Source organism: Chryseobacterium sp. G0201, assembly GCF_003815655.1.
GTDB lineage: Bacteria > Bacteroidota > Bacteroidia > Flavobacteriales > Weeksellaceae > Chryseobacterium.
In genome coordinates, this window is sequence record NZ_CP033917.1 from 4,188,503 (window position 1) to 4,211,302 (window position 22,800).

Below are 22,800 nucleotides of genomic sequence, written 5' to 3' on the forward strand. Positions count from 1 at the left end.
CATAATAAAATAAAAGCAGTGAAAAATTTTCACTGCTTTTTATATTGAGAATTAGCAATTCTTCGTTAATTAAACAATTGCATTTCCTTCCACGCCATCGGAATTATCAGTCGTTTTTCCTGTAACGGCTGCGGCTACGAAACTAAAAAGGCTTACCAGTTTTCCAACTTTCGTATCCCAATAATAGGTTTCAGTAGGCTCTACACGGATAATTGAAACTTTGGGATCATCTTTTCCTTCTTCAAACCAAGCATTAGCCATAGGTGACCATTTATCTTCGATCGTCGTTTTATCTTTGTAAACAGTAGCTTTTCCAAATACAGAAAGATATTGATAATCACCATTATTCATAAAAAACAACTGTACTCTGCGATCTTCTTTTATTTCAAAATTCTTGTTGCTGTCATCACTGCTGATGAACCAGAGATTCCCTTCATCATCGGTTTCCTGTAAACCCATTGGTCTTGAATTGATCGGAAGAGTTTCCAGTTCTGTACAAAACATACAGATTTTTGCACTTTCAGACAGTTCTTTGATTTTTTTAATTGCTTCTAGATGTGTAAGATTTTCTGTTGACATAATATAATATTTTAAGTGATTTAGTTTTAAATAAGAATTAAATCAATAATAATTTTAATATTTATTGATATAAACTATACTTCAAAAACCTGACCAAAAGAATTTCATTTTACATTTTTCCCAGTCTTAAAATATATTTTTACTTTTTTATTACTTTTAATATAATGATAATAATCTGGCATTCATATTACTGATACATTCAAGAATGGTGAGCTATTTCCTATGCGTAATAGAATCATTTTTCTGTATGTTATTGTTTTATATCTTTATTGGAACAAGGGAACACTTTATGTTAGATCATGAAAAAGTTTACATTATAACTTAAATCTATTTTACCTAATTTTGATCTATGCAGATTTCCCCACCGAAACATTTAGCATCTTACATCAAGCATTATATTTTCTTGGATAATTCTGAGGAAGATATAAAGAAATTAAGGCTGTTTACTGATGGTAATACGGGACTTATTCTGTCTGCTAATATTAATCTGCAAAATCTTTCAGGAAATCAACTTCCGCTTTCTTTTTTCTACGGACAATTAACTCTGTATAAGGATCTTATTGCTAATGGTTCATTTTCCTTAATTGCTGTCGTATTTCAGCCTTATTTTCTAAATATTCTCCTCAAAATCTCAGCGAAAGAAGTCCAAAATCAAATTATTTCTGTTGAAGACGTTTTAAAAAATGAAATGCAGATTTTTCAGGAAAAGCTATTTTATAAAACTGATCCTAAGTTAATCATCAATGATCTGAATATTTATTTCACACAATTTTTATCTAAAATAATCAACTCCGATTATGAACTTATAAAAGCGACTCAACAGTATATTATTGAAAATAAAGGAATTATTACGTCTAAAAATCTGGAACATTTTACCGGATATTCTGAGCGCCAGATCGAAAGAAAATTTCAAAATTATATTGGATTATCTCCTAAAAAATATAGTAATATTGCGCGTCTTCACTACTTTTTAAGCTTAATGAAAATAAATAATAATGAAGAAAATATTACGGGTCTATCTTACAAGGCAGGTTATGCCGACCAATCTCATTTGATCAAAGAATTTAAAAATAATATTGGGCTCACACCAAGTGAATATTTAAAAACAGAAAATAAATTAGCGGTAAACTTTATAGAGCTTCTTTCACAGTAATCTATGTCGGTTTTTTACAATTTTTAGCACTTCGGTCATTATAAATTTGTAGAAAAAAAATGATTAATCTCAAAATTTCAACAGCACAATTTGAAAATAAAAGCGGTGATAAAGAATATAATCTTTCTGTGATAGAAAGACTTGCCGGAGAAGCAGCGGCCAAAGGTTCTCATGTAATCGCTTTTCACGAATGTTCCATTACAGGATATACATTTGCCAGAAAACTCAACAAGGAGCAGCTTCTTGATATTGCAGAATTGATTCCTGATGGAAAAAATATTCAGACTTTGCAGCAAATCGCCAATAAGCATAATATCATAATCTTAGCAGGACTTTTTGAAAAAGATGAACATGATAATCTCTTCAAAGCGTATGTTTGTGTAGATAAAAATGGACTTGTTGCAAAATACAGAAAGCTACATCCTTTCATTAATCCCAATCTTTTACCTGGAAACGAATACTGCATTTTCGAAATTCATGGCTGGAAATGCGGCATCCTGATTTGCTACGACAATAATATTATTGAAAACGTAAGAGCTACAAAATTGCTGGGAGCAGATATAATTTTCATGCCTCATGTTACGATGTGTACGCCTTCCTCAAGGCCGGGCGCAGGTTTTGTAGATCCGAAACTTTGGGAAAATAGAGTAGCAGACCCAACATCCTTACGTCTGGAGTTTGAAGGAATGAAAGGCAGAGATTGGCTCATGAAATGGCTTCCTTCGAGAGCGTATGACAACGCAGCGTATGTTGTTTTTTCAAATCCTATCGGCATGGATGATGATCAATTGAAAAATGGCTGCTCGATGATTATTGATCCTTTTGGAGATATCATTGCAGAATGTCGCTCGTTTGATGACAGCTTTGAAACCGTCGTTATAACTCCCGAAAAGCTTACTCAAGCCGGAGGAAGCCGGTACATAAAAGCCAGAAGACCTGATTTGTATAAAGATATTATTGGCAGGGATCATCTGCCTGAACAAAAAGTGGTTTGGCTTAATCGTAAAAATGATTAAAAATAAAATACATTTTCTATAACGAAAGAGCTTAAAAATTTACTTTAAGCTCTTTTCTAAATCACTCCAGGCACCCCCGTTATAAACTTTTTTAAAGCCTTTTTCTTTCAAAATATGTTCTACTTTCACACTTCTAAGTCCATGCGAACAGACTGTGATGTAAGTCTTTTGAGAATCAAGTTCTGTATATCTTTCTCTAATCGTTCCTAATGAAATATTTACAGATCCATCGATATGACCCGTTTCAAATTCCTTTTCTGTTCTTACATCTAAAATAATGGCTCCATTTTTAATCAGCTTATCTAAGCCATCCTCCAATGTTTGATATCTATACACTCGATACACAATATAAACCGTAAGAATAATTCCGCAAAAAATTAATAAGTTTCTCATAATTTGCTTAAAATTTTCATGTCAATATAAAACGTTCCAAACGGAACAAAACAAGCCAAAAGTACTTTCCAGGTTATTTCTTTAAACTTCCAGTGTTGCTCTACACCCACACTCAATGTATTGAAAAGAAAAAGTAGAAATAAAGAACCATGAATCGGTCCCATCATCTTTACAAAAGCAGGATTTCCCATCCAATATTTCATTGGAACTGCGATAAATACTAGAATTAATAAAGAGATTCCTTCTAAAATAGCGAGTATTCTTAATCTCCCGATTTTTGTTTTAAATAAATGTATCATAATTATCTGAAATAAGGTCTGTTAGCAAGAGGTGAAAACGGCCACGGAATGGCAATAAAAATGATAATCAATGCCATCGTAAACCAGATCAACATTGTTTTGAATTTTTCTTTATCCGTCTCTTTTCGTTTTGTTAATGCCGAGCCTATCGTAATTAAAATAATTGAAAACAGCATGAGAAAAATATGAATCAATCCGAAAAAGAAAAGATCAAAAGATTCTTTTGCAGAACTAAAATTTTTCCAAAAATATTTGATGATCGGACTTTGAGAATATAGTATAATTCCCAAAATCAACTGAATATGAGCAATGGTCGCCGTCCAATGTCTTACCGAATTATTTGTTTTTGAGAATTCCCTGTTTGAAAAATAACCTTTATAAGCGGTGAATATGGCATAAATAAGACTTAATAAAACCAGCCACCGAAATGTAGAATGCAAAAAAGTAAGCGTTTGGTACATCTTTTAATTTTTAAGATGAAGCAAAGGTAAAACAAAAACATACTAATTAGTATGTTTTTAAATAAAAAAATTATTTCAATGAATCAAAATAAGATTTAAGTTGCTTTAAATAAACAAGATATACAGATTTGGAATTTACTAATTTTCCTAAATTTCTTACTCCCCAATACCCAGAAATTACAAAAACAGCAATGCCTTTTGCGTCAACATCCTGTTTTACTTTTCCATTTTCCTTTCCTTTTTCGATGGCTTGGATCATTGTTTGTTCCCATTCTGACGAAAGTTTGTTCAACGCTTTGGTAAACTCCACATTCCAGGGAGCCATTTCCTGTGTAAGATTGGAAGTGGGGCAGCCGTATTCCACCTTTAAAAACTCATTTTTCATGAGAATATTTTCCATCAATTCATAAATGCTATCTAACGGATCTACTGTAAGTTGAAAAGGTTCAATAAAAGTATTTTTAAAGGTTGTTTTCATCAATTCATTAATGATCGCTAAACCCATCTCATCTTTAGTTTTAAAGTGATAATAGAAAGCACCTTTTGTAACCTGAGTGGTTGCAATAATTTCGTCAACACTTGTTGTCTGATATCCTTTTTCATAGATCAGTTCAAATGCTTTTCTTAAAATATTTAGACGTGTGGCTTCCGATTTTTTCATAAAGATACTGACTGGTATTTTATACAAAGAAACAACTTTTTTACTGATTTCAAGTTTTACTTAAAAATCCTATGTATAATTATAATGATACTTAGTTACTATTTATCTAATTTTTATAATACAATAAAACCTCGGAAATTTGCCATATCAAAATCATTAAAAACAAAGACAATGAATTATCAAAATGATCTTAAGATCAATCCTGATCATCAAATCATAAAAAGTAAAAAACTGCCCGCAGCACTTTGGGCATTAACGATAAGTGCTTTTGGGATAGGAACCACAGAATTCGTCATTGTAGGACTGCTTCCAACCGTTGCCAGTGATCTTAACATTTCAATTCCATCAGCTGGGCTTTTGGTAAGTTTATATGCCATCGGTGTTGCAATTGGTGCACCTATATTAACGGCATTAACAGGAAAAGTGCCGAGAAAAACCTTATTAATAGCCATCATGCTTCTTTTTGTGATCGGAAACGGTTTAGCTTCTATCGCTCCCGGATTTATCACTTTAGTGTTAGCTAGAATTTTAACAGGTTTTGCGCACGGTGTTTATTTCTCAATCGGTTCGACAATTGCAGCGTCCTTAGTTCCTGAAGAAAAAAGAGCCACAGCAATCTCCATTATGTTTGCGGGATTAACGTTAGCCATCGTTACAGGTGTTCCATTGGGGACTTTTATCGGTCAGCATTTTGGTTGGAGAGCAACCTTTATCGGGGTAGCTATTTTGGGAATAATCGGATTAGTGGCAAGTATGCTTTTGATTCCTAAAAATTTACAAAAAGGAAAAACAGCATCTTTGAAACAACAATTAAAAGTTTTAACCAATAAACGTTTGATTTTTGCTTTCATAATGACTGCAATGGGATATGGCGGAACTTTTGTGGTCTTTACCTATTTGTCACCAATTTTACAGGAGATTACAGGATTTAAAGAATCTGTTGTAACCATCATTTTATTGGTCTATGGAATTGCTATTGCTTTAGGAAATTTAATCGGCGGTAAAATAGCCAACAAAAACCCTTTGAAAGTATTACTTTGGATGTTTGTAGCGCAAGGCTTGGTTTTATTGGCATTTTATTTCACCGTAAACAGTCAGATTTTGAGTATCATTACGCTTTTCTTTTTAGGAGCATTATCATTTGCTACGGTTTCTGGATTACAGCTTTTGGTTGTACAAATCGCGGAAAAAGAATTACCGGGTACAGAAGATGTAGCTTCAGGAATTAATATTGCTGCATTTAATATCGGGATCGCTATTGGTTCTTATTCAGGAGGTTTGATTGTAACTTCAGCACTGGGAATAGAAAGTACACCTTGGATCGGAGCTTTGTTTCTTTTGGTAACTGTCTTAATAACAATGTACAGCATTCGTATTTCTAAAAATAAATTGAAGTAAATAATTAAAAATAAATATTATAAGACCATTCATTTTTGAGTGGCCTTTTTGTTTTGAATATCGTTTCAATCATTTTACACTTATGAATCAGACGATCCAGCTAACTATCAAAAAAGAAAGAATAATTTTCATCAACATCAACAAAATACAATACAATACAATACAATACAATACAATACCACATGCGTATCACAAAATATTAATTTCAAAATTAAATTTGGAATTAAAAAAAATTAAAACATTGATTGAGGTCATAAAAAGTCAATATCAGAATCTGATATATTTGAGCATTCACAATTAAAATAAAATCGATTCTAAAAAACTTGATAAAAAACAGTGAAAATAGACTGTTCAATAGTGTCGCGTGGTATGTATGTGGTATTTCAATTCAGGAAAATTTTAATCATTTTTTCTTTCTTTGTCTACCATTACAAATTAAGATTAAAACTCATTTATTAAAATAATATTAAGCATAAATACGTAAATAGAGAAAAATATATCAATACCAAGAAAATAACTTTATTTTAAAAAGTTGAAGGAATAAAAAATTCAATTATATTTTATGTCTTTTGATTACTGTCAGACATAAAAATCAATGATTGAAATATTGAGAGAAAATGAAGAATCAAATTCTGCCGCTGAATTTTAAAACAATCCATAAATCAGCAACAGAATGTACAGTAGAGATGAGAAAATTATTATGAAAAACGAAAAACCTGAATTGAATTTAGAAGATTTAAATCAAAAATTTTTAGCACAAGACGAAATTATTGCATTAGCTAAAGAAAACTCTCCGCGTTTGTTGAATAAATTCAGATTAGCGTATCCTGATTTTTTCAACAAAATATCTTCGATACAGCCTAATCTTAAAAATTCGGAACTTATTTTTTGTATTTATTTAAAACTCAACCTAACGACCAAGGAAATTGCGACATATACCTATGTTACGCCAAAAGCAATTCAGAACAGAAAGAACAGAATAAGAAAAAAACTGAATATTCCTTCAGAATTAGATATTTATAAATGGTTTACAGATATATAAACCATTTTTTTAGTTAAAATTCTACTATTGCTTTATCAAGATCATGGTAAAGCAATACTTTCCAATGGTTTTCTGTAGCTTCTTTTTCCCATTTTTGTCTCAATTCACTTGCTTTTCTGCCATCAAAATCACTTTTGTAAGCGACATGATATTTTAGATAAGATTCCTGTGGAAGATCATCCGCTCCGTAAAAGGCGATTTCATCATTTTCTTTGATCCAAAAAACTTGCATGAATGGGGTATGACCGCCAACAACTTCAAAAGAGATCTCATCCGTGATCTGTCCTTGATCGTCATTCATCCAAATAATATTGGGCAATTGAATCAGTTTTTCAAGGATGTCAAAATCAAAGGAATGACTGCCTTTATTTTCCATTGCAAAATCCAGTTCACGCTTTTGAATATAAATTTCTGCATTGGGAAAATTAGACTCAAAACCATCTTCAGTATTTTTTATCATTCCGTCAATATGATCTTTATGAAGATGGGAGAGAAGGACTTTTGTGATCTGATTCGGTTTAATATTTTCTCGGTTTAAAATCTCAGAGATAACAGTTTTACCTTCTTCATTTTTCCATCCGATCCCTGTATCTAACAAGATACAATCATTTTCAGTAATGATAAGGAAAGGCTGTACAGACATTTTTATTCCTTTAACATCCGTAATATTTTCTTCTGTTAAAAGTGTAAAGTCTTTCGTTTTACTGGCCGAAAAATTCCCTTCTTTTAATGGTATGATTTTCATCTTACAAATTTCCTGATAATTTATAAATCTGGAAAACGTTTTTTTTCGATATAAATCATCGGTAAAACCGATCACCTAATTATCATCATTAACGTAATATACTTCATTATAATTTCTTGTTATCGATTAGTAACTTTTCAGTTTTTTCATAAATTCTACCACAGCAGGTCTCATCATGATTTCCAAAATCAAAAGACATTGTTTTTTCTGGTGCAGAACCATCGCAAAAGCGCAAAGATTTTAAAGCGCAAGAAAATCAAAGATTTTCAATTGGTAGTTTTTTAATTTCCATAAACTTTGTCATTCCACAGTAACTTATAACGTAATCAATTTTATCGCAGATAAAATCCTTGCGAATTAAAAAACATAAAATTTATAAAAAATTGAAAATAATTCTTTTTGAGCTTTTAAGAAATAATAATTGAGCCTTACAATAAGATTTGATAATGATTAAAGCAATAAATTTACTAAATTTAATTAAATAAAATCAAGGTGTAATGGAAGAAACAGAGAAATTGAGAACATTAGGGTATTCAGGAATATTTCTGTCCTGTTTTTCAGATTATAGCGAAAAATGCATTCATGCAACACCGGGTCATACTTTAGTATATTTATATTCTGGCGAACAAATCATCCAGGACAGAGGCGAACAAATCACTTTAAAAGCTGGAGAATGTGCTTTCATTCGAAGAGATCACCGGATTTTAATGTATAAAAACAGTGTAGGAGAAGAACTTTATAAAGGGATTTCTCTAACATTCAAAAGAAATGTTTTACGGGATTTTTTTAATAAATTAAATAAATCTGAGATTCCAAAAAATATTTCAATACCTGAAAATAATATATTTAAGATTGAAACTCGCCCCGATATTACCAGCTTATTTCAATCATTGACGCCATATTTCGACACCAATATAAAACCCACAGAAGGAGTTATTCATTTAAAATTATTAGAAGGGATTTATGCTTTGCTAAACAGTTCGGAAAAATTCTATCCGATTCTTTTTGATTTTACAGAACCCTGGAAAATAGATATTTTAGAATTCATGAATGAAAATTACATGGATGAACTTACAATGGAGCAGATTGCTTCTTACACAGGTAGAAGTTTAGCCACATTCAAAAGAGATTTTAGCAAAATAAGTAATTTAACTCCGCAAAAATGGCTCATTAAAAAACGCCTTGAAGTTGCTTATGATAAACTAAAAGAAAAAAGAAAAAAAGTACAGGATGTTTATATAGAAGTAGGTTTTAAAAACCCATCACACTTCTCTACAGCATTCAAAAAAGAATATGGATTTCCTCCTACAGAATTATCTTAAGATGAGCTTCTAAGAAAGAATATTTGAGCCTTACAACAATGTCGTTGTGAGGCTTTGCTTTTAATTTTGTCTTGTATTAATAAAGATAAAATGATGTACAGAAAAGATATTTTAGAAAGATTAAAATCAGGAGAAGCCATCCGTCCTACAGATCCGGAGTATTTTAAAATAAATAAGATCGTCAACAGAACTATCATACTTTCTCAATCACTCAATAATGCTACAGATACAGAACAAATCCGTCATTATTTGGGAGAAATTATTGGGACGCCTATTGATGAAAGCACAATTATATTTCCTCCATTTCATACCAATTTCGGGAAATTTATTAGCATCGGAAAAAATGTATTTATCAATCATGCCTGTTCATTTCTCGATATGGGCGGAATTGTGATAGAAGATGAGGTATTGATAGGTCCGAAAGTTAATCTCATCACAGAAAATCATCCTTTAGATCCTAACGACAGAAAAGCTTTACTCACAAAACCAATAACCATTAAACGCGGAGCCTGGATTGGTGCTAATGCAACAATTCTTCCGGGAGTAACCATCGGTGAAAATTCAGTGGTTGCAGCGAGTGCGGTGGTTTCAAAAGACGTTCCTGACAATACTGTGGTAGGCGGAGTTCCTGCAAAATTTATAAAATCAATTCAGCATAATTAAATACAATGAATAAACTTATCGTGATTATAGGAGCATCTCTTTTATTTTTTGGAGAAGCATCCGCCCAGAAAAAGCAAAACAGCAAAATAGTGAATACCGAAATGAAACAAATATCGCCAGATACATTTACCACTTTTAAGGTAAGTAATAATTTGATCATGTATAGAATTGTATTTAAAAACCAATACAATATGGACGTAGTTGGTCATCTTTTTATTCCAAAAAGTTTTAGCCAAAGCCAAAAACATCCTGCCATTATTGTTGGACATCCAATGGGAGCCGTAAAAGAGCAAAGTGCAGATGTGTATGCTTCCCATATGGCAGAAAAAGGATTCGTCACAATGGCAATAGATCTTTCTTTTTGGGGTGAAAGTGCAGGTGAGCCACGTAATGCCGTTTTACCAGATGTATATTCCGAAGATTTCAGTGCTGCTGTTGATTTTTTAGGCACCAGATCTTTTATTGACAGAGAAAAAATAGGAGTTATTGGAGTGTGTGGCAGCGGAAGTTTTGTATTAAGTGCAGCAAAAATAGATCCCAGATTAAAGGCGATCGCAACAGTGAGTATGTACGATATGGGAAGTGCAAGTCGTAATGGTTTGAATCATTCTCAAACTCTTGAACAAAGAAAAGAAACTCAAAAACAAGCAGCCGAGCAACGGTATACAGAATTTTTAGGTGGTGAAACAAAATATATTGGCGGAACAACTCATAAAATTGATGAAAATACAGATCCTATTCAAAAGGAGTTTTTTGAATTCTATCGTACGCCTAGAGGTGAATACACCCCAAAAAGCAGTTCTCCATTACTCACTACACATCCAACGTTAAGCAGTGTGGTGAAATTTAATAATTTCTATCCATTCAATGATATCGAAACCATTTCACCACGTCCCGTGCTTTTTATTACTGGTGATCAAGCACATTCAAAAGAATTCAGTGAAGATGCTTACAAAAAAGCGGCAGAACCAAAAGAATTATATTACATCAAAGGAGCCGGGCATGTTGATTTATATGATAAGACAGATTTAATTCCTTTTGATAAATTGGACGAATTTTTCAAACAAAATTTATAAAAAAGATCATAATTCAAAAGCCTTATAATGCAATTTTCCGCTCTTACAATTTTTTAAAATCAGAAAACTTCCTGAAATTTGCAAAAATATAAATGAAGATAAAATGAAGATTATCGATGTAGAAAACTGGAACAGAAAAGAACATTTCGAATTTTTCTCAAGAATGGCAAGTCCGTATTTTGGCTTTACAACGGAAGTAGACTGTACAAAAGCATTTCAAAAAGCGAAGGATGAAGGACATTCCTTTTTTGCCTCATACCTTCACAAATCGATGGTTGCTGTGAATTCTGTGTATGAATTAAGATTAAGAATTCTTGATGGCAAAGTTGTTGAATTTGATGATATTCATGCAGGAACAACCATCGGAAGGGCAGACGGAACTTTTGGTTTTGCGTTCATCCATTTTTCTAAAGATTTTGATGTTTTCAATGCCGAATTACAAAGCGAAATTGAAGGAGTGCAAAATACAACAGGAATCAGAATGAATAACGGAGAATTGGGCAAAGATTTGATCAGACATTCTACCATTCCATGGAATTCTTTCAGCGCTTTACTTCATCCGACTCCTTTGGATAAAACGGAATCTGTACCTAAAATTACTTTTGGGAAATTCAGTATCCGCGACGGTAAAAAATTCTTGCCTGTTTCTATTGAAGCACATCACGGTTTAGCAGACGGAATTCATATTGCAAGATATTTGGAGGAATTTCAAAGACAGCTTGACATTTAATTTTATATTAAGTAAGAAAATAATACATCATAATTTGTCATTCCGGAGGAATCTAAACAAAATTTATAAAGATTTTATTCTAATATATGTGTTGAGATTCCTCCGGAATGACAAACTTAATGTTTAAATAAAAATCAAAGATTTTCAAACTTCCATCATCCATCTTCCCGCTTCCAACCACAATTCTACCAATTACTCAACCCGTTTTCCAACGCTTTCTCATAATTTTCTTCATCAAAAGAATACAGATCAGGGGATTTATGAGCGCCGCCGCGTCTCTGTTCTTCCAATTTATTTAAAATTCCAAGGTTCTTGATTTTTCTGTAAAAATTTCCACGATTGAGCTCTTTTCCTAGAATAGCTTCATACAATTTCTGTAATTCAGAAAGAGTAAATTTTTCAGGTAGAAGATTATATCCGATAGGTTTTGTTGAGATTTTTTCTCGTAAAGTCATTAATGCTTTTTCTATGATCTCACGGTGATCCATTGCCAGTTCAATTTCAGATAACTGACTTAAATAGATCCACTCAACCTTCTCACTGAATTCATCCGAAATAGGATTCAACTTTGTAGGATTATACAAAGCGTAATATCCGATTGAGATAAATCTTTGCTTATGGAAAAGCGTTTCATCAAAATCTTCAAAATAAAATTCACTTCTGTTTTTCTTTCCAAAGACTCCAAATTCCTCGAGATAAACACCTGTTACACCGGCTCTGTCTCTTAAAATTCTTTCCACAGCTTCATCCAGATCTTCATCTTTTCTCACGTAACCTCCTGGTAGCAGCCATTGTTTTCGGTAATTCATCTTGATCAGTAAAACCTTTAACTCGTTCTGTTCAAATCCAAAAACCACAGGATCGGCGGATATATGAGGAAGAAAAAGCTCTCGGGCTTCGTTTGATTTATCTAACAGTTGCTGTTTGGAATCCATTTGCATTGTATGAAAAACGTAATATCACAAATTTAGTAATAAAAATTTTGAGACAATCCCGAAAATGCATTCTTGAATCAAATTTTGGAGAAAATTTAAGACTTTACAATTCATTGATTCATCTGTAGCGGACGTTATTTCAGGAAAAATAAATCCTTCAGGGAAATCAACGATGACTTTCCCTGTAAAATATTCAGATACGCCTTCTGCGAAAAACTTCCCGGGAGTTCCTGCTGAAAACCCAAAAGAAGTAACGTATGAAGAGGGAGTTTATGTCGGATACCGTTATTTCAACACTTTTAACGTAAAACCTTCGTATGAATTCGGATTTGGAAAATCTTATACCAGTTTTGATTATTCAAATATAAAAATCAGTTCACCAACTTTTAAAGATAAAATTCAGGTGAGTGTTACGGTTAAAAATAATGGAAAAGTAGCCGGAAAAGAAGTGGTAGAATTGTATTCCTCTGCTCCAAACAAATTAATCTACAAGCCAAAATCAGAACTGAAAGCTTTGCAAAAACGAAAGAATTACAGCTTGGTGAGAGTGAAATAGTCACTTTACAGCTTAATCCGAAAGATTTAGCCTCATTTATCACTGATAAAAGCGCGTGGATTGCTGAAAAAGGGAAGTATAAAGTTTCTGTCGGGACATCATCTTTAGATATAAAACAAAATGCAAAGTTTAAAGTAAATTCAGAAATTATCGTAGAAAAAGTACAGCATGTTTTTCCTGCTGACAAACAATTTAAGGATTTAAGACCTTAAAATAAACAACGAAAAAGAGGTTCAATGCGAACCTCTTTTTTAATACGTATTATTCAATCCTCCATCCAGAGGAATATTGGCTCCGGTAAGATAAGCCGCGTATTCTGAAGCTAAAAAAGCGACCAAATGACCATATTCTTCAGGCTTTCCTAATCTTTTCATAGGAATTTTATCTTCTCGTCCTTTTTTTATTTCTTCCACAGACTGGTTGTTCTGTTCGGCTTCATGATCAATTAATTTTTTGATTCGTTCAGTATCAAAATATCCCGTGAGAATATTGTTAACCGTAATATTATATTGTGCCACTTCATTAGCCAGCGTTTTTGCCCATGCGGCCACTGCAGAGCGAATAGAATTTGACAGCACTAAATTATTAATAGGTGATTTTACCGACAGAGAAGATACATTGATAATTCTTCCGTGTTTTTGTTTGATCATATAAGGTAAAGCCAAATTTGTGGTTTCACAAACTGTTTTGAAAACCAAATCAAAGGCTTTCTGATAATCATCTACCATTTTTTCTAAGGTAACTCCTGGCTCAGGACCGTTAGTATTATTGACAAGAATATCAACCGAATTATTTTTAAAATATTCTGAAATAATTCCTTTATAATTTTCAAAATCTGAAAAATCAGCCACCAGATATTGATGTTTCTGGTCTTCATTGATAATCGGTAAAGAAGCGACAAAATTTTTTAATTTCTCTTCATTTCGAGCCATTACCGTGACATTTGCACCACATTTTGCCAATTCCGTGGCAATTCCGGCTCCGATTCCTTGGGTAGCGGCTCCTACCAATGCATTTTTTGATATTAGTTGAATATTCATGAATATGTATGTTTAAATTATTTTTTTTAATCCTTGAATTTTGATAGATAAATGTACGGAAAAGTGCTTGATTTGAGGATAAAAGAGTTTAATTCTTTACCTTTGTTTATCTTTAAAAAACATTCTTTTTCTAATTGATTTCATTAATCTGATAATTAATCATTAACAATTTGAATTATACTTAAAGTGAAGAATTCTATAACTAAATTTGAAGTAAATTTTTACCATGCAGATGAACGCTTCTAACGGTATTTCGCGTACTGTGATCTGGCTAATGGCCATTATTTCCGGACTTGTAGTGGCCAACAATTATTATAATCAGCCATTATTGGGGCTTATTTCGAAAGATTTAAATGTTTCTGAAAGTGCAGCCAGCCGAATTTCTATGCTTACCCAAATCGGTTATGCAGTCGGATTATTAATGATCGTTCCTTTGGGAGATAAATTTTTGCGTAAAAGATTAATTTTGATCGATCTATTTCTAGTATTCGGATCCTTGTTATGGATGACATTTGCGACTCAGTTATGGATGTTGTATGCGGCGAGTCTGCTGATTGGAGTGACGTCTGTAATTCCTCAATTATTTATACCTATCGCCGCTGAACTATCGTCTGACAAAGAAAAATCTTCAAACATCGGAACAGTAATGTCGGGCTTGTTATTAGGAATTCTATTATCAAGGTTTATAGGCGGAATCGTAGGCGATGTCTGGGGATGGAGAGCTATGTTCGGAATTGCCGCAGGACTGATGATTCTGGTATGGTTTGCTGTTTACAAAATGCTACCTGAAATGCAGCCTAATTTCAAAGGAACGTATAAAGAACTGATGCGGTCTGTGGGGCATTTAGCAAAAACACAGCCTATTTTACAGCTTGCATCATTTCGTGGAGCGATGGCTTTTGGATCGATGTGTGCTTTGTTTACAACGTTGGTCTTTCACATGGAAAAACCGCCATTTAATGCGGGTGCATCGGTTGTAGGAAGCTTCGGATTAGCGGGTGCAGTAGGAGCTTTAGCCGCTGCGAAAGTCGGAAAACTTCAAAAATTCTTAGATATTAACAGAATTATTTCATATTCTTTGCTGGTTGTTTTGGGAAGCTGGGCGTTCACGTATTTTGGAGGAGAAACGTATTGGGGACTTATTGTAGGCGTTATCCTAGTAGATTTGGGTGTACAGTCGAGCCACATTATGAATCAGACCAATTATTTTTTAATAAAATCTAATGCCGTAAACCGATTAAATACCGTGTATATGGTTTGTTATTTCATCGGCGGATCATTAGGAACATGGTTAGCATCTATCGCTTGGCAGTATGCACAATGGGACGGTGTTTGTTTCGTGGGAGCATCTTTTGGTTTATTAGCTTTAATTGCTCATATACTGTTCTCTAACAAGGTTAATAAAGAAATCGGAAGCTAGATTATTTTTAATTTTAAAATATTTGAATAAATAAATCCTATCAATTTTCATCAACTTCCAACAGCTGTTCTTTTATTAATTTTTTATGCTTTTTTCCCCAGTCTTCAAGCTGTTTCCAAATAGGGATCAGCTCTCTGGCAATTTCCGTCAGTTCATAATCTACTCTCGGCGGAACTTGAGCATGAACGGTCCTTTTTAACAATCCTTCCTTTTCCATTTCTCTTAACTGGAGGGTAAGCATCCTTTCAGTAATCCCTGAAATTCGGTCTCTGAGCTCACTGAAACGTAATTTACCATTTTCAAGTTTACATAAAATCAAGAGTTTCCATCTTCCTCCAATTTTACAAACAGCATACGTGAGATCACATTCCGTAATATATTGTGCATTAATACTATTCGTCGAATTTTCCTTTTTCTTTGCCATTACTTACAAATTTGTTAGTACCATACAATTAACTGTGTACAGTGCAAATTTAGGGTTTGTCAATTAATTTTGTGCTCTCAAAATAGAGAAACATGCAAAAAATAATAGGAACACTCCTAATTCTGGGAATGATTTCCTGTAAAAATATAAGCAATACAAAAAGAGAAACAAAGATGCAATTAACTCCAAAAATAACTAAAGTTCTGGACCATTTACAAAAAATAGAAGTATTTGAAGGTCAGAATTCTTTAGACATCAGTCGAAAACATTATGAAATTATGGCTCAGCAACTGAGTGGTACAAAAGAACCAGTTTCCATAATAGAGGAATTAAGTATTCCCACAGAAAGTTATGAAATACCCGTTAGAATATACAGACCCAAAGGAACGACCACAAAATCACCGGCAATCATTTATATTCATGGCGGCTGGTTTATTTCAGGTGGTTATGAAACTCATGATGCAATAGCCAGAAAATTAGCGAATGCAACAGGTGCTGTAATTCTATTTGTAGATTACCGTCTAGCGCCCGAACATCCTTTTCCTGCTGGGCTAAATGATTGTAAAGACGCAACAAAATGGCTTATTCATAATGCCGAAAAACTAGGAGTTGATCCTCAAAAGATCGGCATCATTGGTGATAGCGCAGGCGGAACATTAGCCACGGCTTTAACGACTCAATTGGGAAATCAATTAAAATTTCAGGTTTTAATTTATCCAGCTTCAGATAATACATTAGCTACACAATCTTGGGAAACTTATAAAGATGGTCCTGTCCTAAACAAAGAATGGGGAGTGCAAGCATGGAAGTGGTATTTAGCATCTGAAGAAGATAAAAACAACCCGTTCGCCGTTCCTATTTTAATAAAAGATTTTAAAGAAACTCCTCCCACATTAGTTCTATTAGCAGAACATGATCCTTTGAGAGATGAGGGTGAACAATTAGCACAACATATGAAAAATTCAGGGATTTCTGTGAAAACAAGTCTTTATAAAGACATGGTTCATGGATTTATGCATATGGGAGGTATTCTGGATGAAACACAAGCTGCCATTGAAGAAATCGCAGCATTCACAAGTGAAAATTTAGAAAAATAATAGACTTAGAAAAATGAAAAAATTCGCATATATAGGATGTTTAGGGTTTCTTGCCGTTATCACAACCGAATTCGGAGTTATCGGTATTTTACCACAAATCGCTGAACATTATCAAATAAGTATCGATAAAGCTGGATATTTATTAAGTGCTTTTGCATTGATCATCGCGCTTACGGGACCTTTTATGACGCTGTTGATGTCAGGATTTGACCGTAAAAAAGTGATGTTTGCTGCTATATTTATGTTTCTGATTACAGGAGTTGTTTCCTCATTTTCACCGCCTTTCTGGCTGCTGATGTTGGTGAGAATACTTCCTGCCTTTTTACAGCCTGTTTATATTGCAAGTGCCTTATCTGTTGCAGTCTCTAACGCCGATAAAAAGCACAGTAACGAGTTGATGGGAATTGTATTCAGCGGTGTTGCTTTGGCAATGGTAACTACTGTTCCTTTTGCAACATGGATTTCCAGTATCTCGTCTTGGGAGTCTTCTTTTATCGTTCAGTCTGTCGTGAGCGTTATCGCTTTAGCGGGAATTTATTTTTTACTGCCATCGATGCCTGTAAAAGAGAAAAAATCCTATGGAAGTCAATTGAAAATATTAACGCAACCCACGTTTATCATCAGTACTTTAATTAACTTTTTCATGATCACCGCCTGGTTTTCAACGTACAGTTATTTTGCCGATTATCTGAATAAAGCGAAAGGAATGGACGGTACAATGATCAGCTATATGCTTTTTCTATTCGGGATCATAGGCGTTTTTGCCAATTGGATCTCAGGAAAAATGTTGAATAAAAACATCGCCGGAACGACCGCTTTTTTCCTTTCCGGAACTATTTTAGTGCCTGTTTTATTGTACTTTTCAAACGGAAATTTACTGGCAACCATTATTGTCATTGGGATCTGGGGCTTTTTGTATTCACCGAGTTTCCTTAATGCTTCCACTTATATGATCTCATCAGTCCCACAGTCATTGGAATTTGCCAACAGTTTGGCAACCTCATTTGGAAATTTAGGCGTAACGCTTGGAACAACGGTTGGAGGATGGATGATCATTACAAAAGGAGTTGAATTTAATCCGTGGATTGGTCTAGGTTTCGGAATTTTAGCCTTTATCATGATGGGAATCAGAAGTATGCTCGAGCGTAAAGAAAAAATGGTTGTACTATGCGGGGAATAAACTGTAATAAATTTGGTTACAATAATCAGATATATTAACTTTGATTGACTTAAAATAGTTGAAGAAATCTTTGACAAAAGATTCATTTAAAGTATTAAAATAAGAAAAAATGAAAGTAGAAATCTGGTCGGATGTGATGTGTCCGTTTTGCTATATCGGGAAGCATAATTTTGAACAGGCGCTTGAAAAGCTGCCATTCAAAGATGAAGTAGAAGTAGAATGGAAGAGCTTTCAGCTGGATCCAACTTTAGATCCAAAAGAAACAAAAACTACGATTGAATATTTTAAAGAAAAGAAAGGAGTTGCTGAAAACCAAGCTCAGCAGATGATGGGGCAGGTGGCGCAAATGGGTGCTATGGCTGGGATTGATTTTGATTTTAAAAAAGCCTTAATTACCAATACATTTTCAGCACATAAACTTATTCATTTAGCAAAAAAATACAACAAAGCTTCTGAAGCAGAAGAAGCATTATTTGAATCTCATTTCCTTGAGGGTGAAAATGTTGGAGATATCAATATTTTGGTTTCAATAGCTGAAAAATTAGGAATTGATCAGGAAGAAACAAGACAGGTTTTAAGTTCTGATCAGTTTGATAATGAAGTAAATCATGATATTTCTGAGGCCAAAAATAACGGTATCAGCGGTGTTCCATTCTTTGTACTGAATGGCAAATATGCAGTTTCAGGGGCACAGCCTGTGCAAGCATTTGAAGAAGCACTTCAACAAACGTATAAAGAGACGGTAAGTCCGTTCAAGGATATTTCTAAAGGTGGCTCTTCATGTGATGCCGATGGTTGCAGCATTTAATATTCAGATTTCATGATAAAAATTAACGACGAACTTCATTATCCTGTTTCCGATACGCTTTTTGTTTTTGCTTTAGATTCGGAAGCGGGGAAAGATTTTAATGATAAAAATAAATTGGTTACAGGAATCGGCAAGGTCAATGCTGCGATGGAATTAACCAAAGAAATTCATCTCAGAAAACCTAAATTAATTGTCAATCTAGGTTCTGCAGGAAGTAAAAGTTTTAATAAAGGTGAAGTGATCTGCTGTACAAAATTTATCCAACGGGATATGGATGTACGAGGTCTTGGATTCAGTTTATATGAAACGCCTTTGTCCGGAATTCCACCTGTTTTGGAATATGGTTTAAAAAAGCAGGAGCTGAAAGAAGGCATCTGTGGAAGCGGCGACAATTTTGAAATGAATCACTCTGAAACCGATTATAATATTGTAGACATGGAAGCTTATCCGCTAGCATTGATCGCGATGAAGGAAAAAATACCGTTTCTGTGTTTAAAATACATTTCAGACGATGCCGGAAGTGATGCAGCCGAAGATTGGGCGGTGCAGGTGCATTTGGCTTCTGAGGCTTTTAAGAAAATATTATTCTCCTAAAATGATATACAAATCCTGAAGTTTTTTCTTTAGGATTTTATTTTCTATTTGTATTTTTACTTTTCTGCTCCATTATATGAAAGTAAACTTCTATCAACCCATTCATCCTATTCTCAAAAAATATATTGAAGGATACTATTTCATGTCAAAAGATGAATTTCATCAGCCTATTAAATATCTTACCTTTCCGGACAACTATTTTATTTTGTCTGCCTGCCAGAATGCAACTATCATTCAGGAAAAAGGGTGGTTGGAAATTCATGAATCTTCAACAGAAAATCTAATCATTGATTTTGTTTCGCAATGTTCTGTTCCAACGGAAATTTTTTATCAGCAATCTATTAATGAAGCCACAGTTTATTTTAAACCTTTAGGAATGTATCATTTTTTTGATGCAAATCAGAGTATAAATTTAAAGGACAAAATTCAAGATTCAGATTTTAAAGAAATAATGGATCAAATCTTAAATGAACACGACAGAAAAATACAAATACAATTGCTTGAAGAGTATTGGCTTTTAAAATTCAACCTGAAAGATTTGGCGCTGGCTTATACGTTAGCTTATGATTTTGATTCTGAACTCAGTATCGAAGAAATTGCCACAAAAAATGGCATCACAAGACAGTATGTAAATAAAATATCTAAAAAATATTTGGGTAAACCCGCTTCTGAGTACCGAAAAATCCAGAGGTTCCGAAAAGCATTAATAACCAATAGAAAAGTGAAAAATCTTACAGAACTTTCTTATGAAAATCTTTTTTATGACCAATCGCATTTTATCAAAGATTTCAAGGAACTCACCAAAATAAGTCCAAAAAAGTTTTTTGAAAATGTAGATACGCATCAGAATAATATCTGGCTGTTTATTTAAGTTTCCATTTTTACAATTTCTGTGATGATCATTGAAATACTTTTGTTGAAATATTAAGTTCAAACAATGAAAAAACTACTCGTAGGAATTTGCCTTTTCCATTCTTTGATCTCTTACGCGCAGAAAGAGAATAATACAGCCGTACTTTCTGATATTACAGAAAAAGTGAAGCAATATTACATTGATAAAGACACCTATAAAAAAGTAGATTCTTTATTTAAAAGTGAATCTCAAAAAGGCTATTTTAATAATCTAAGCAAAAAAGAGTTCGGAGCATTACTTACTGAAAGATTGAGAACCGTTATTAAAGACAAACATTTTTTTGTGAAATACATCGAAAATTACACTCCCGAAATACAAGGAAATGAAAAGGAAATGGAGAAATTAAATAACTTTCATAACAGTCTCGAAAATTTCGGATTTGAAAATGTTCAAAGACTGGAAGGAAATATTGGATATATCAATTTTAAAGGCTTTGCAGACCCGAAAGTAAGTGCAAAAGCTTTAGAATCTGCCATGAATTTTGTGACCAATACCAATTCTCTAATCATTGATCTCAGGGAAAATGGAGGCGGGGATAATGGTATGCTTCTGTTATTCTGCAGTTATTTTTTCAATAATAAAACAGACTTGTATACAACCTATTCCAGATATAACAATAAAACAGACCTGAACAGCACACAATCAAAGGTTTCCGGAGATAAATATCTGAATAAAAAGGTATATATTTTAACCAGTAACAAAACATTTTCTGCGGGGGAAGCTCTTGCTTATTTTTTACAAGAATACAAATTGGCTGAAATTATTGGTGAAAAAACAGGTGGTGCAGCCAATCCTGTAAAAGATTTTATCATTCAGAATCAATATTTACTGCTTGTTCCTGCAGGCAAAGTTACATCATCAGTAAGTCATACCAACTGGGAACATATTGGCGTAACCCCTGATCAGGAAACAAAAGTTGAAGATGCTTTAAAAGTCGCTCATGTAAAAGCATTGCAATATATTTTAAAAACAGACACAAAAACAGAATTAAGTATACCCGAAATAAAAAATCTTATTAATAAATTAGAGGAATAAATGAATAGAATGGCATCAATTATCATTAATAAAGCTTCTCTTGAAGATTTTGAAACACTACAAAATCTTGGAATACAAACATTTTCTGAAACTTTTGCAGAAAGCAATTCGGAAGAAGCAATGAAAAAATATCTTGAAGAAAGTTTTAATACAGAAAAAATTAAAGCAGAACTTAATAATCCTGATTCATTTTTCTTTATCGCTTGGGAAGAAGATGATGCTGTAGGATATTTAAAACTGAATTCCGGCAAGGCTCAAACTGAATTACAGGATGAAACTTCGCTTGAAATCGAGCGTATCTACGTTAAGAAAAGTCATCACGGCAAAAAAGTTGGACAATTATTGTACGACAAAGCCCTGGAAACTGCCCAACAACAGCAAAAATCATATCTGTGGTTAGGTGTTTGGGAAGAAAACCTGAGAGCTGTAAGTTTCTACAAGAAAAATGGCTTCTTTGAATTCGACAAACATATTTTCAGATTAGGAGATGATGAACAAACCGATCTTATGATGAAAAAAATGCTGGAATAATTTAAATTTCATGAATTTCAGAATCCGTAAAAACATAGAATCTTCCACCTTTTGGAAGATTTTTTGTATCTAACCCTGTAAATTCGCTGAAAGCAGGAAGCAATAACTGATTTTCTGTCTGCACAAAACAAGGAAGTCTTATCCTTTTCACTGCAGAATTAAGTACAATTCCGGGATGAATATGACCCGTAATCTGAAAACCTTCGATTGATTTATCAAAGTCATGAACAAACACAAAATCATTAATTTTTAATTGATTAGCTCTAAAATCAAGACATAATTTTTGAACTAAAGTTTTTGAAATACGATCATGATTTCCTTCAACTAGATAGAATTTTATATTTGAATATTGATTTTTCCATGTACAAAATTCATCAACATCAGAATTATCTCCAGCGTGAAGAAGATCACCGACTACAATGAATTTCTCAGGTTTAAAATATTCTATTAAAATCGATAATCGCTCCAAATCATTTTTCATAATATGATTCGCCAAAGCAATTCCGTTTTTCCGAAAATGAGCTGTTTTTCCGATATGCAAATCAGATAAAATCAATGCTTTTTCCTTTTTCCAAAACAACGCACGCTGATTGGTTAAAGTGAAAATTTCGTTTTGAATAGTTGTATTTTTTGTTGCTAAATTCATTTTAATTCCTATAATTTCGACGATAGTTTTATCATTCTGACGAAGGAAGAATCTCCTGTGTGTTTATAGATTCTTCACTCCAT

Annotated in this window: 28 protein-coding genes; 18 read left to right on the top strand and 10 right to left on the bottom strand. The window is 33.3% G+C overall.

Features of this window, described 5'->3' with window-relative positions; all coding sequences use genetic code 11:
* Positions 1-69: 69 nt before the first annotated feature.
* On the bottom strand, positions 70-579 hold the full coding sequence (locus EG348_RS18725; RefSeq protein WP_123984476.1) for a pyridoxamine 5'-phosphate oxidase family protein: 510 nt from the start codon (positions 577-579) through the stop codon (positions 70-72).
* Between the two features lie 349 nt (positions 580-928).
* Between EG348_RS18725 and EG348_RS18730 the strand changes: the two genes are divergently transcribed.
* The gene (locus EG348_RS18730) at positions 929-1,732 is read left to right on the top strand and encodes a helix-turn-helix domain-containing protein (RefSeq protein WP_123984477.1); all 804 of its coding nucleotides are present in this window, start codon (positions 929-931) and stop codon (positions 1,730-1,732) included.
* A 59-nt stretch (positions 1,733-1,791) separates the two neighbouring features.
* Complete coding sequence (locus EG348_RS18735) at positions 1,792-2,748, top strand: nitrilase family protein (RefSeq protein ID WP_123984478.1); 957 nt, start codon at positions 1,792-1,794, stop codon at positions 2,746-2,748.
* Between the two features lie 39 nt (positions 2,749-2,787).
* Here EG348_RS18735 and EG348_RS18740 read toward each other — a convergent pair whose 3' ends face one another.
* The 4 genes from EG348_RS18740 to EG348_RS18755 all read right to left on the bottom strand — a co-directional run bounded on the left by EG348_RS18740 (position 2,788) and on the right by EG348_RS18755 (position 4,562).
* Positions 2,788-3,141 carry a rhodanese-like domain-containing protein gene (locus tag EG348_RS18740; RefSeq protein WP_123984479.1) on the bottom strand — a complete coding sequence of 118 codons (354 nt, stop codon included), beginning with the start codon at positions 3,139-3,141 and terminating at the stop codon, positions 2,788-2,790.
* Positions 3,138-3,440, bottom strand: coding sequence for a DUF3817 domain-containing protein (locus EG348_RS18745; protein WP_123984480.1), 303 nt, complete (start codon positions 3,438-3,440; stop codon positions 3,138-3,140). The genes EG348_RS18740 and EG348_RS18745 overlap by 4 nt, the downstream gene beginning before the upstream one ends.
* Positions 3,441-3,442: 2 nt before the next feature.
* Positions 3,443-3,901: a hypothetical protein gene (locus EG348_RS18750; protein WP_123984481.1), complete on the bottom strand. Its 459-nt coding sequence runs from the start codon at positions 3,899-3,901 to the stop codon at positions 3,443-3,445.
* A gap of 70 nt (positions 3,902-3,971) precedes the next feature.
* On the bottom strand, positions 3,972-4,562 hold the full coding sequence (locus EG348_RS18755; protein WP_123984482.1) for a TetR/AcrR family transcriptional regulator: 591 nt from the start codon (positions 4,560-4,562) through the stop codon (positions 3,972-3,974).
* 171 nt (positions 4,563-4,733) lie between these two features.
* Here EG348_RS18755 and EG348_RS18760 point away from each other — a divergent pair, with 171 nt between their 5' ends.
* Both EG348_RS18760 and EG348_RS18765 read left to right on the top strand, forming a co-directional pair.
* Entirely contained in the window at positions 4,734-5,960 is a 1,227-nt protein-coding gene (locus EG348_RS18760; protein ID WP_123984483.1) for an MFS transporter, read from the top strand.
* 700 nt (positions 5,961-6,660) lie between these two features.
* The gene (locus EG348_RS18765; protein WP_123984484.1) at positions 6,661-7,002 is read left to right on the top strand and encodes a helix-turn-helix transcriptional regulator; all 342 of its coding nucleotides are present in this window, start codon (positions 6,661-6,663) and stop codon (positions 7,000-7,002) included.
* 13 nt (positions 7,003-7,015) lie between these two features.
* Here EG348_RS18765 and EG348_RS18770 read toward each other — a convergent pair whose 3' ends face one another.
* Positions 7,016-7,747 (bottom strand): MBL fold metallo-hydrolase, encoded by a 732-nt coding sequence (locus tag EG348_RS18770; protein WP_123984485.1) that lies wholly within the window; start codon positions 7,745-7,747, stop codon positions 7,016-7,018.
* A 497-nt stretch (positions 7,748-8,244) separates the two neighbouring features.
* On the opposite strand from EG348_RS18770, the gene EG348_RS18775 reads away from it, so the two are divergent.
* From EG348_RS18775 to EG348_RS18790, 4 genes are all read left to right on the top strand, one after another.
* On the top strand, positions 8,245-9,069 hold the full coding sequence (locus EG348_RS18775; protein ID WP_123984486.1) for a helix-turn-helix domain-containing protein: 825 nt from the start codon (positions 8,245-8,247) through the stop codon (positions 9,067-9,069).
* Positions 9,070-9,162: 93 nt separating this feature from the next.
* Entirely contained in the window at positions 9,163-9,732 is a 570-nt protein-coding gene (locus tag EG348_RS18780; protein ID WP_123985114.1) for a DapH/DapD/GlmU-related protein, read from the top strand.
* Positions 9,733-9,737: 5 nt separating this feature from the next.
* Entirely contained in the window at positions 9,738-10,808 is a 1,071-nt protein-coding gene (locus EG348_RS18785; RefSeq protein ID WP_228414781.1) for an alpha/beta hydrolase, read from the top strand.
* A 103-nt stretch (positions 10,809-10,911) separates the two neighbouring features.
* Positions 10,912-11,538 (top strand): chloramphenicol acetyltransferase, encoded by a 627-nt coding sequence (locus EG348_RS18790; protein ID WP_123984487.1) that lies wholly within the window; start codon positions 10,912-10,914, stop codon positions 11,536-11,538.
* A gap of 185 nt (positions 11,539-11,723) precedes the next feature.
* Here EG348_RS18790 and EG348_RS18795 read toward each other — a convergent pair whose 3' ends face one another.
* The gene (locus EG348_RS18795) at positions 11,724-12,473 is read right to left on the bottom strand and encodes an NUDIX hydrolase (RefSeq protein ID WP_123984488.1); all 750 of its coding nucleotides are present in this window, start codon (positions 12,471-12,473) and stop codon (positions 11,724-11,726) included.
* Between the two features lie 172 nt (positions 12,474-12,645).
* On the opposite strand from EG348_RS18795, the gene EG348_RS21945 reads away from it, so the two are divergent.
* A complete protein-coding gene (locus tag EG348_RS21945; RefSeq protein ID WP_262696689.1) occupies positions 12,646-13,029 on the top strand; it encodes a hypothetical protein in 384 nt (127 codons plus the stop codon).
* Positions 13,026-13,241: a fibronectin type III-like domain-contianing protein gene (locus EG348_RS21950; protein WP_228414883.1), complete on the top strand. Its 216-nt coding sequence runs from the start codon at positions 13,026-13,028 to the stop codon at positions 13,239-13,241. Before EG348_RS21945 ends, EG348_RS21950 begins: the two co-directional genes overlap by 4 nt.
* A 39-nt stretch (positions 13,242-13,280) precedes the next feature.
* On the opposite strand, the gene EG348_RS18805 is transcribed toward EG348_RS21950, so the two are convergent.
* Entirely contained in the window at positions 13,281-14,069 is a 789-nt protein-coding gene (locus EG348_RS18805) for an SDR family oxidoreductase (protein ID WP_123984489.1), read from the bottom strand.
* 226 nt (positions 14,070-14,295) lie between these two features.
* Here EG348_RS18805 and EG348_RS18810 point away from each other — a divergent pair, with 226 nt between their 5' ends.
* Positions 14,296-15,489 (top strand): MFS transporter, encoded by a 1,194-nt coding sequence (locus EG348_RS18810; protein WP_123984490.1) that lies wholly within the window; start codon positions 14,296-14,298, stop codon positions 15,487-15,489.
* Positions 15,490-15,529: 40 nt separating this feature from the next.
* Here EG348_RS18810 and EG348_RS18815 read toward each other — a convergent pair whose 3' ends face one another.
* Positions 15,530-15,913: a winged helix-turn-helix transcriptional regulator gene (locus tag EG348_RS18815; RefSeq protein WP_123984491.1), complete on the bottom strand. Its 384-nt coding sequence runs from the start codon at positions 15,911-15,913 to the stop codon at positions 15,530-15,532.
* A gap of 92 nt (positions 15,914-16,005) precedes the next feature.
* Between EG348_RS18815 and EG348_RS18820 the strand changes: the two genes are divergently transcribed.
* The 7 genes from EG348_RS18820 to EG348_RS18850 all read left to right on the top strand — a co-directional run bounded on the left by EG348_RS18820 (position 16,006) and on the right by EG348_RS18850 (position 22,071).
* The gene (locus EG348_RS18820; protein WP_228414782.1) at positions 16,006-17,010 is read left to right on the top strand and encodes an alpha/beta hydrolase; all 1,005 of its coding nucleotides are present in this window, start codon (positions 16,006-16,008) and stop codon (positions 17,008-17,010) included.
* A 13-nt stretch (positions 17,011-17,023) separates the two neighbouring features.
* Complete coding sequence (locus tag EG348_RS18825) at positions 17,024-18,190, top strand: MFS transporter (protein WP_123984492.1); 1,167 nt, start codon at positions 17,024-17,026, stop codon at positions 18,188-18,190.
* A 109-nt stretch (positions 18,191-18,299) separates the two neighbouring features.
* Positions 18,300-18,998, top strand: a complete 699-nt coding sequence (locus tag EG348_RS18830) for a DsbA family oxidoreductase (RefSeq protein WP_123984493.1) — start codon at positions 18,300-18,302, stop codon at positions 18,996-18,998.
* A 12-nt stretch (positions 18,999-19,010) separates the two neighbouring features.
* A complete protein-coding gene (locus EG348_RS18835) occupies positions 19,011-19,592 on the top strand; it encodes a nucleosidase (protein ID WP_123984494.1) in 582 nt (193 codons plus the stop codon).
* A 76-nt stretch (positions 19,593-19,668) separates the two neighbouring features.
* Positions 19,669-20,463 carry a helix-turn-helix domain-containing protein gene (locus EG348_RS18840; RefSeq protein ID WP_123984495.1) on the top strand — a complete coding sequence of 265 codons (795 nt, stop codon included), beginning with the start codon at positions 19,669-19,671 and terminating at the stop codon, positions 20,461-20,463.
* Between the two features lie 66 nt (positions 20,464-20,529).
* Positions 20,530-21,540, top strand: coding sequence for a S41 family peptidase (locus EG348_RS18845; protein WP_123984496.1), 1,011 nt, complete (start codon positions 20,530-20,532; stop codon positions 21,538-21,540).
* 9 nt (positions 21,541-21,549) lie between these two features.
* On the top strand, positions 21,550-22,071 hold the full coding sequence (locus EG348_RS18850; protein WP_123984497.1) for a GNAT family N-acetyltransferase: 522 nt from the start codon (positions 21,550-21,552) through the stop codon (positions 22,069-22,071).
* A 1-nt stretch (position 22,072) separates the two neighbouring features.
* Here EG348_RS18850 and pdeM read toward each other — a convergent pair whose 3' ends face one another.
* Positions 22,073-22,717: a ligase-associated DNA damage response endonuclease PdeM gene (pdeM, locus tag EG348_RS18855; RefSeq protein WP_228414783.1), complete on the bottom strand. Its 645-nt coding sequence runs from the start codon at positions 22,715-22,717 to the stop codon at positions 22,073-22,075.
* Positions 22,718-22,800: the final 83 nt, after the last annotated feature.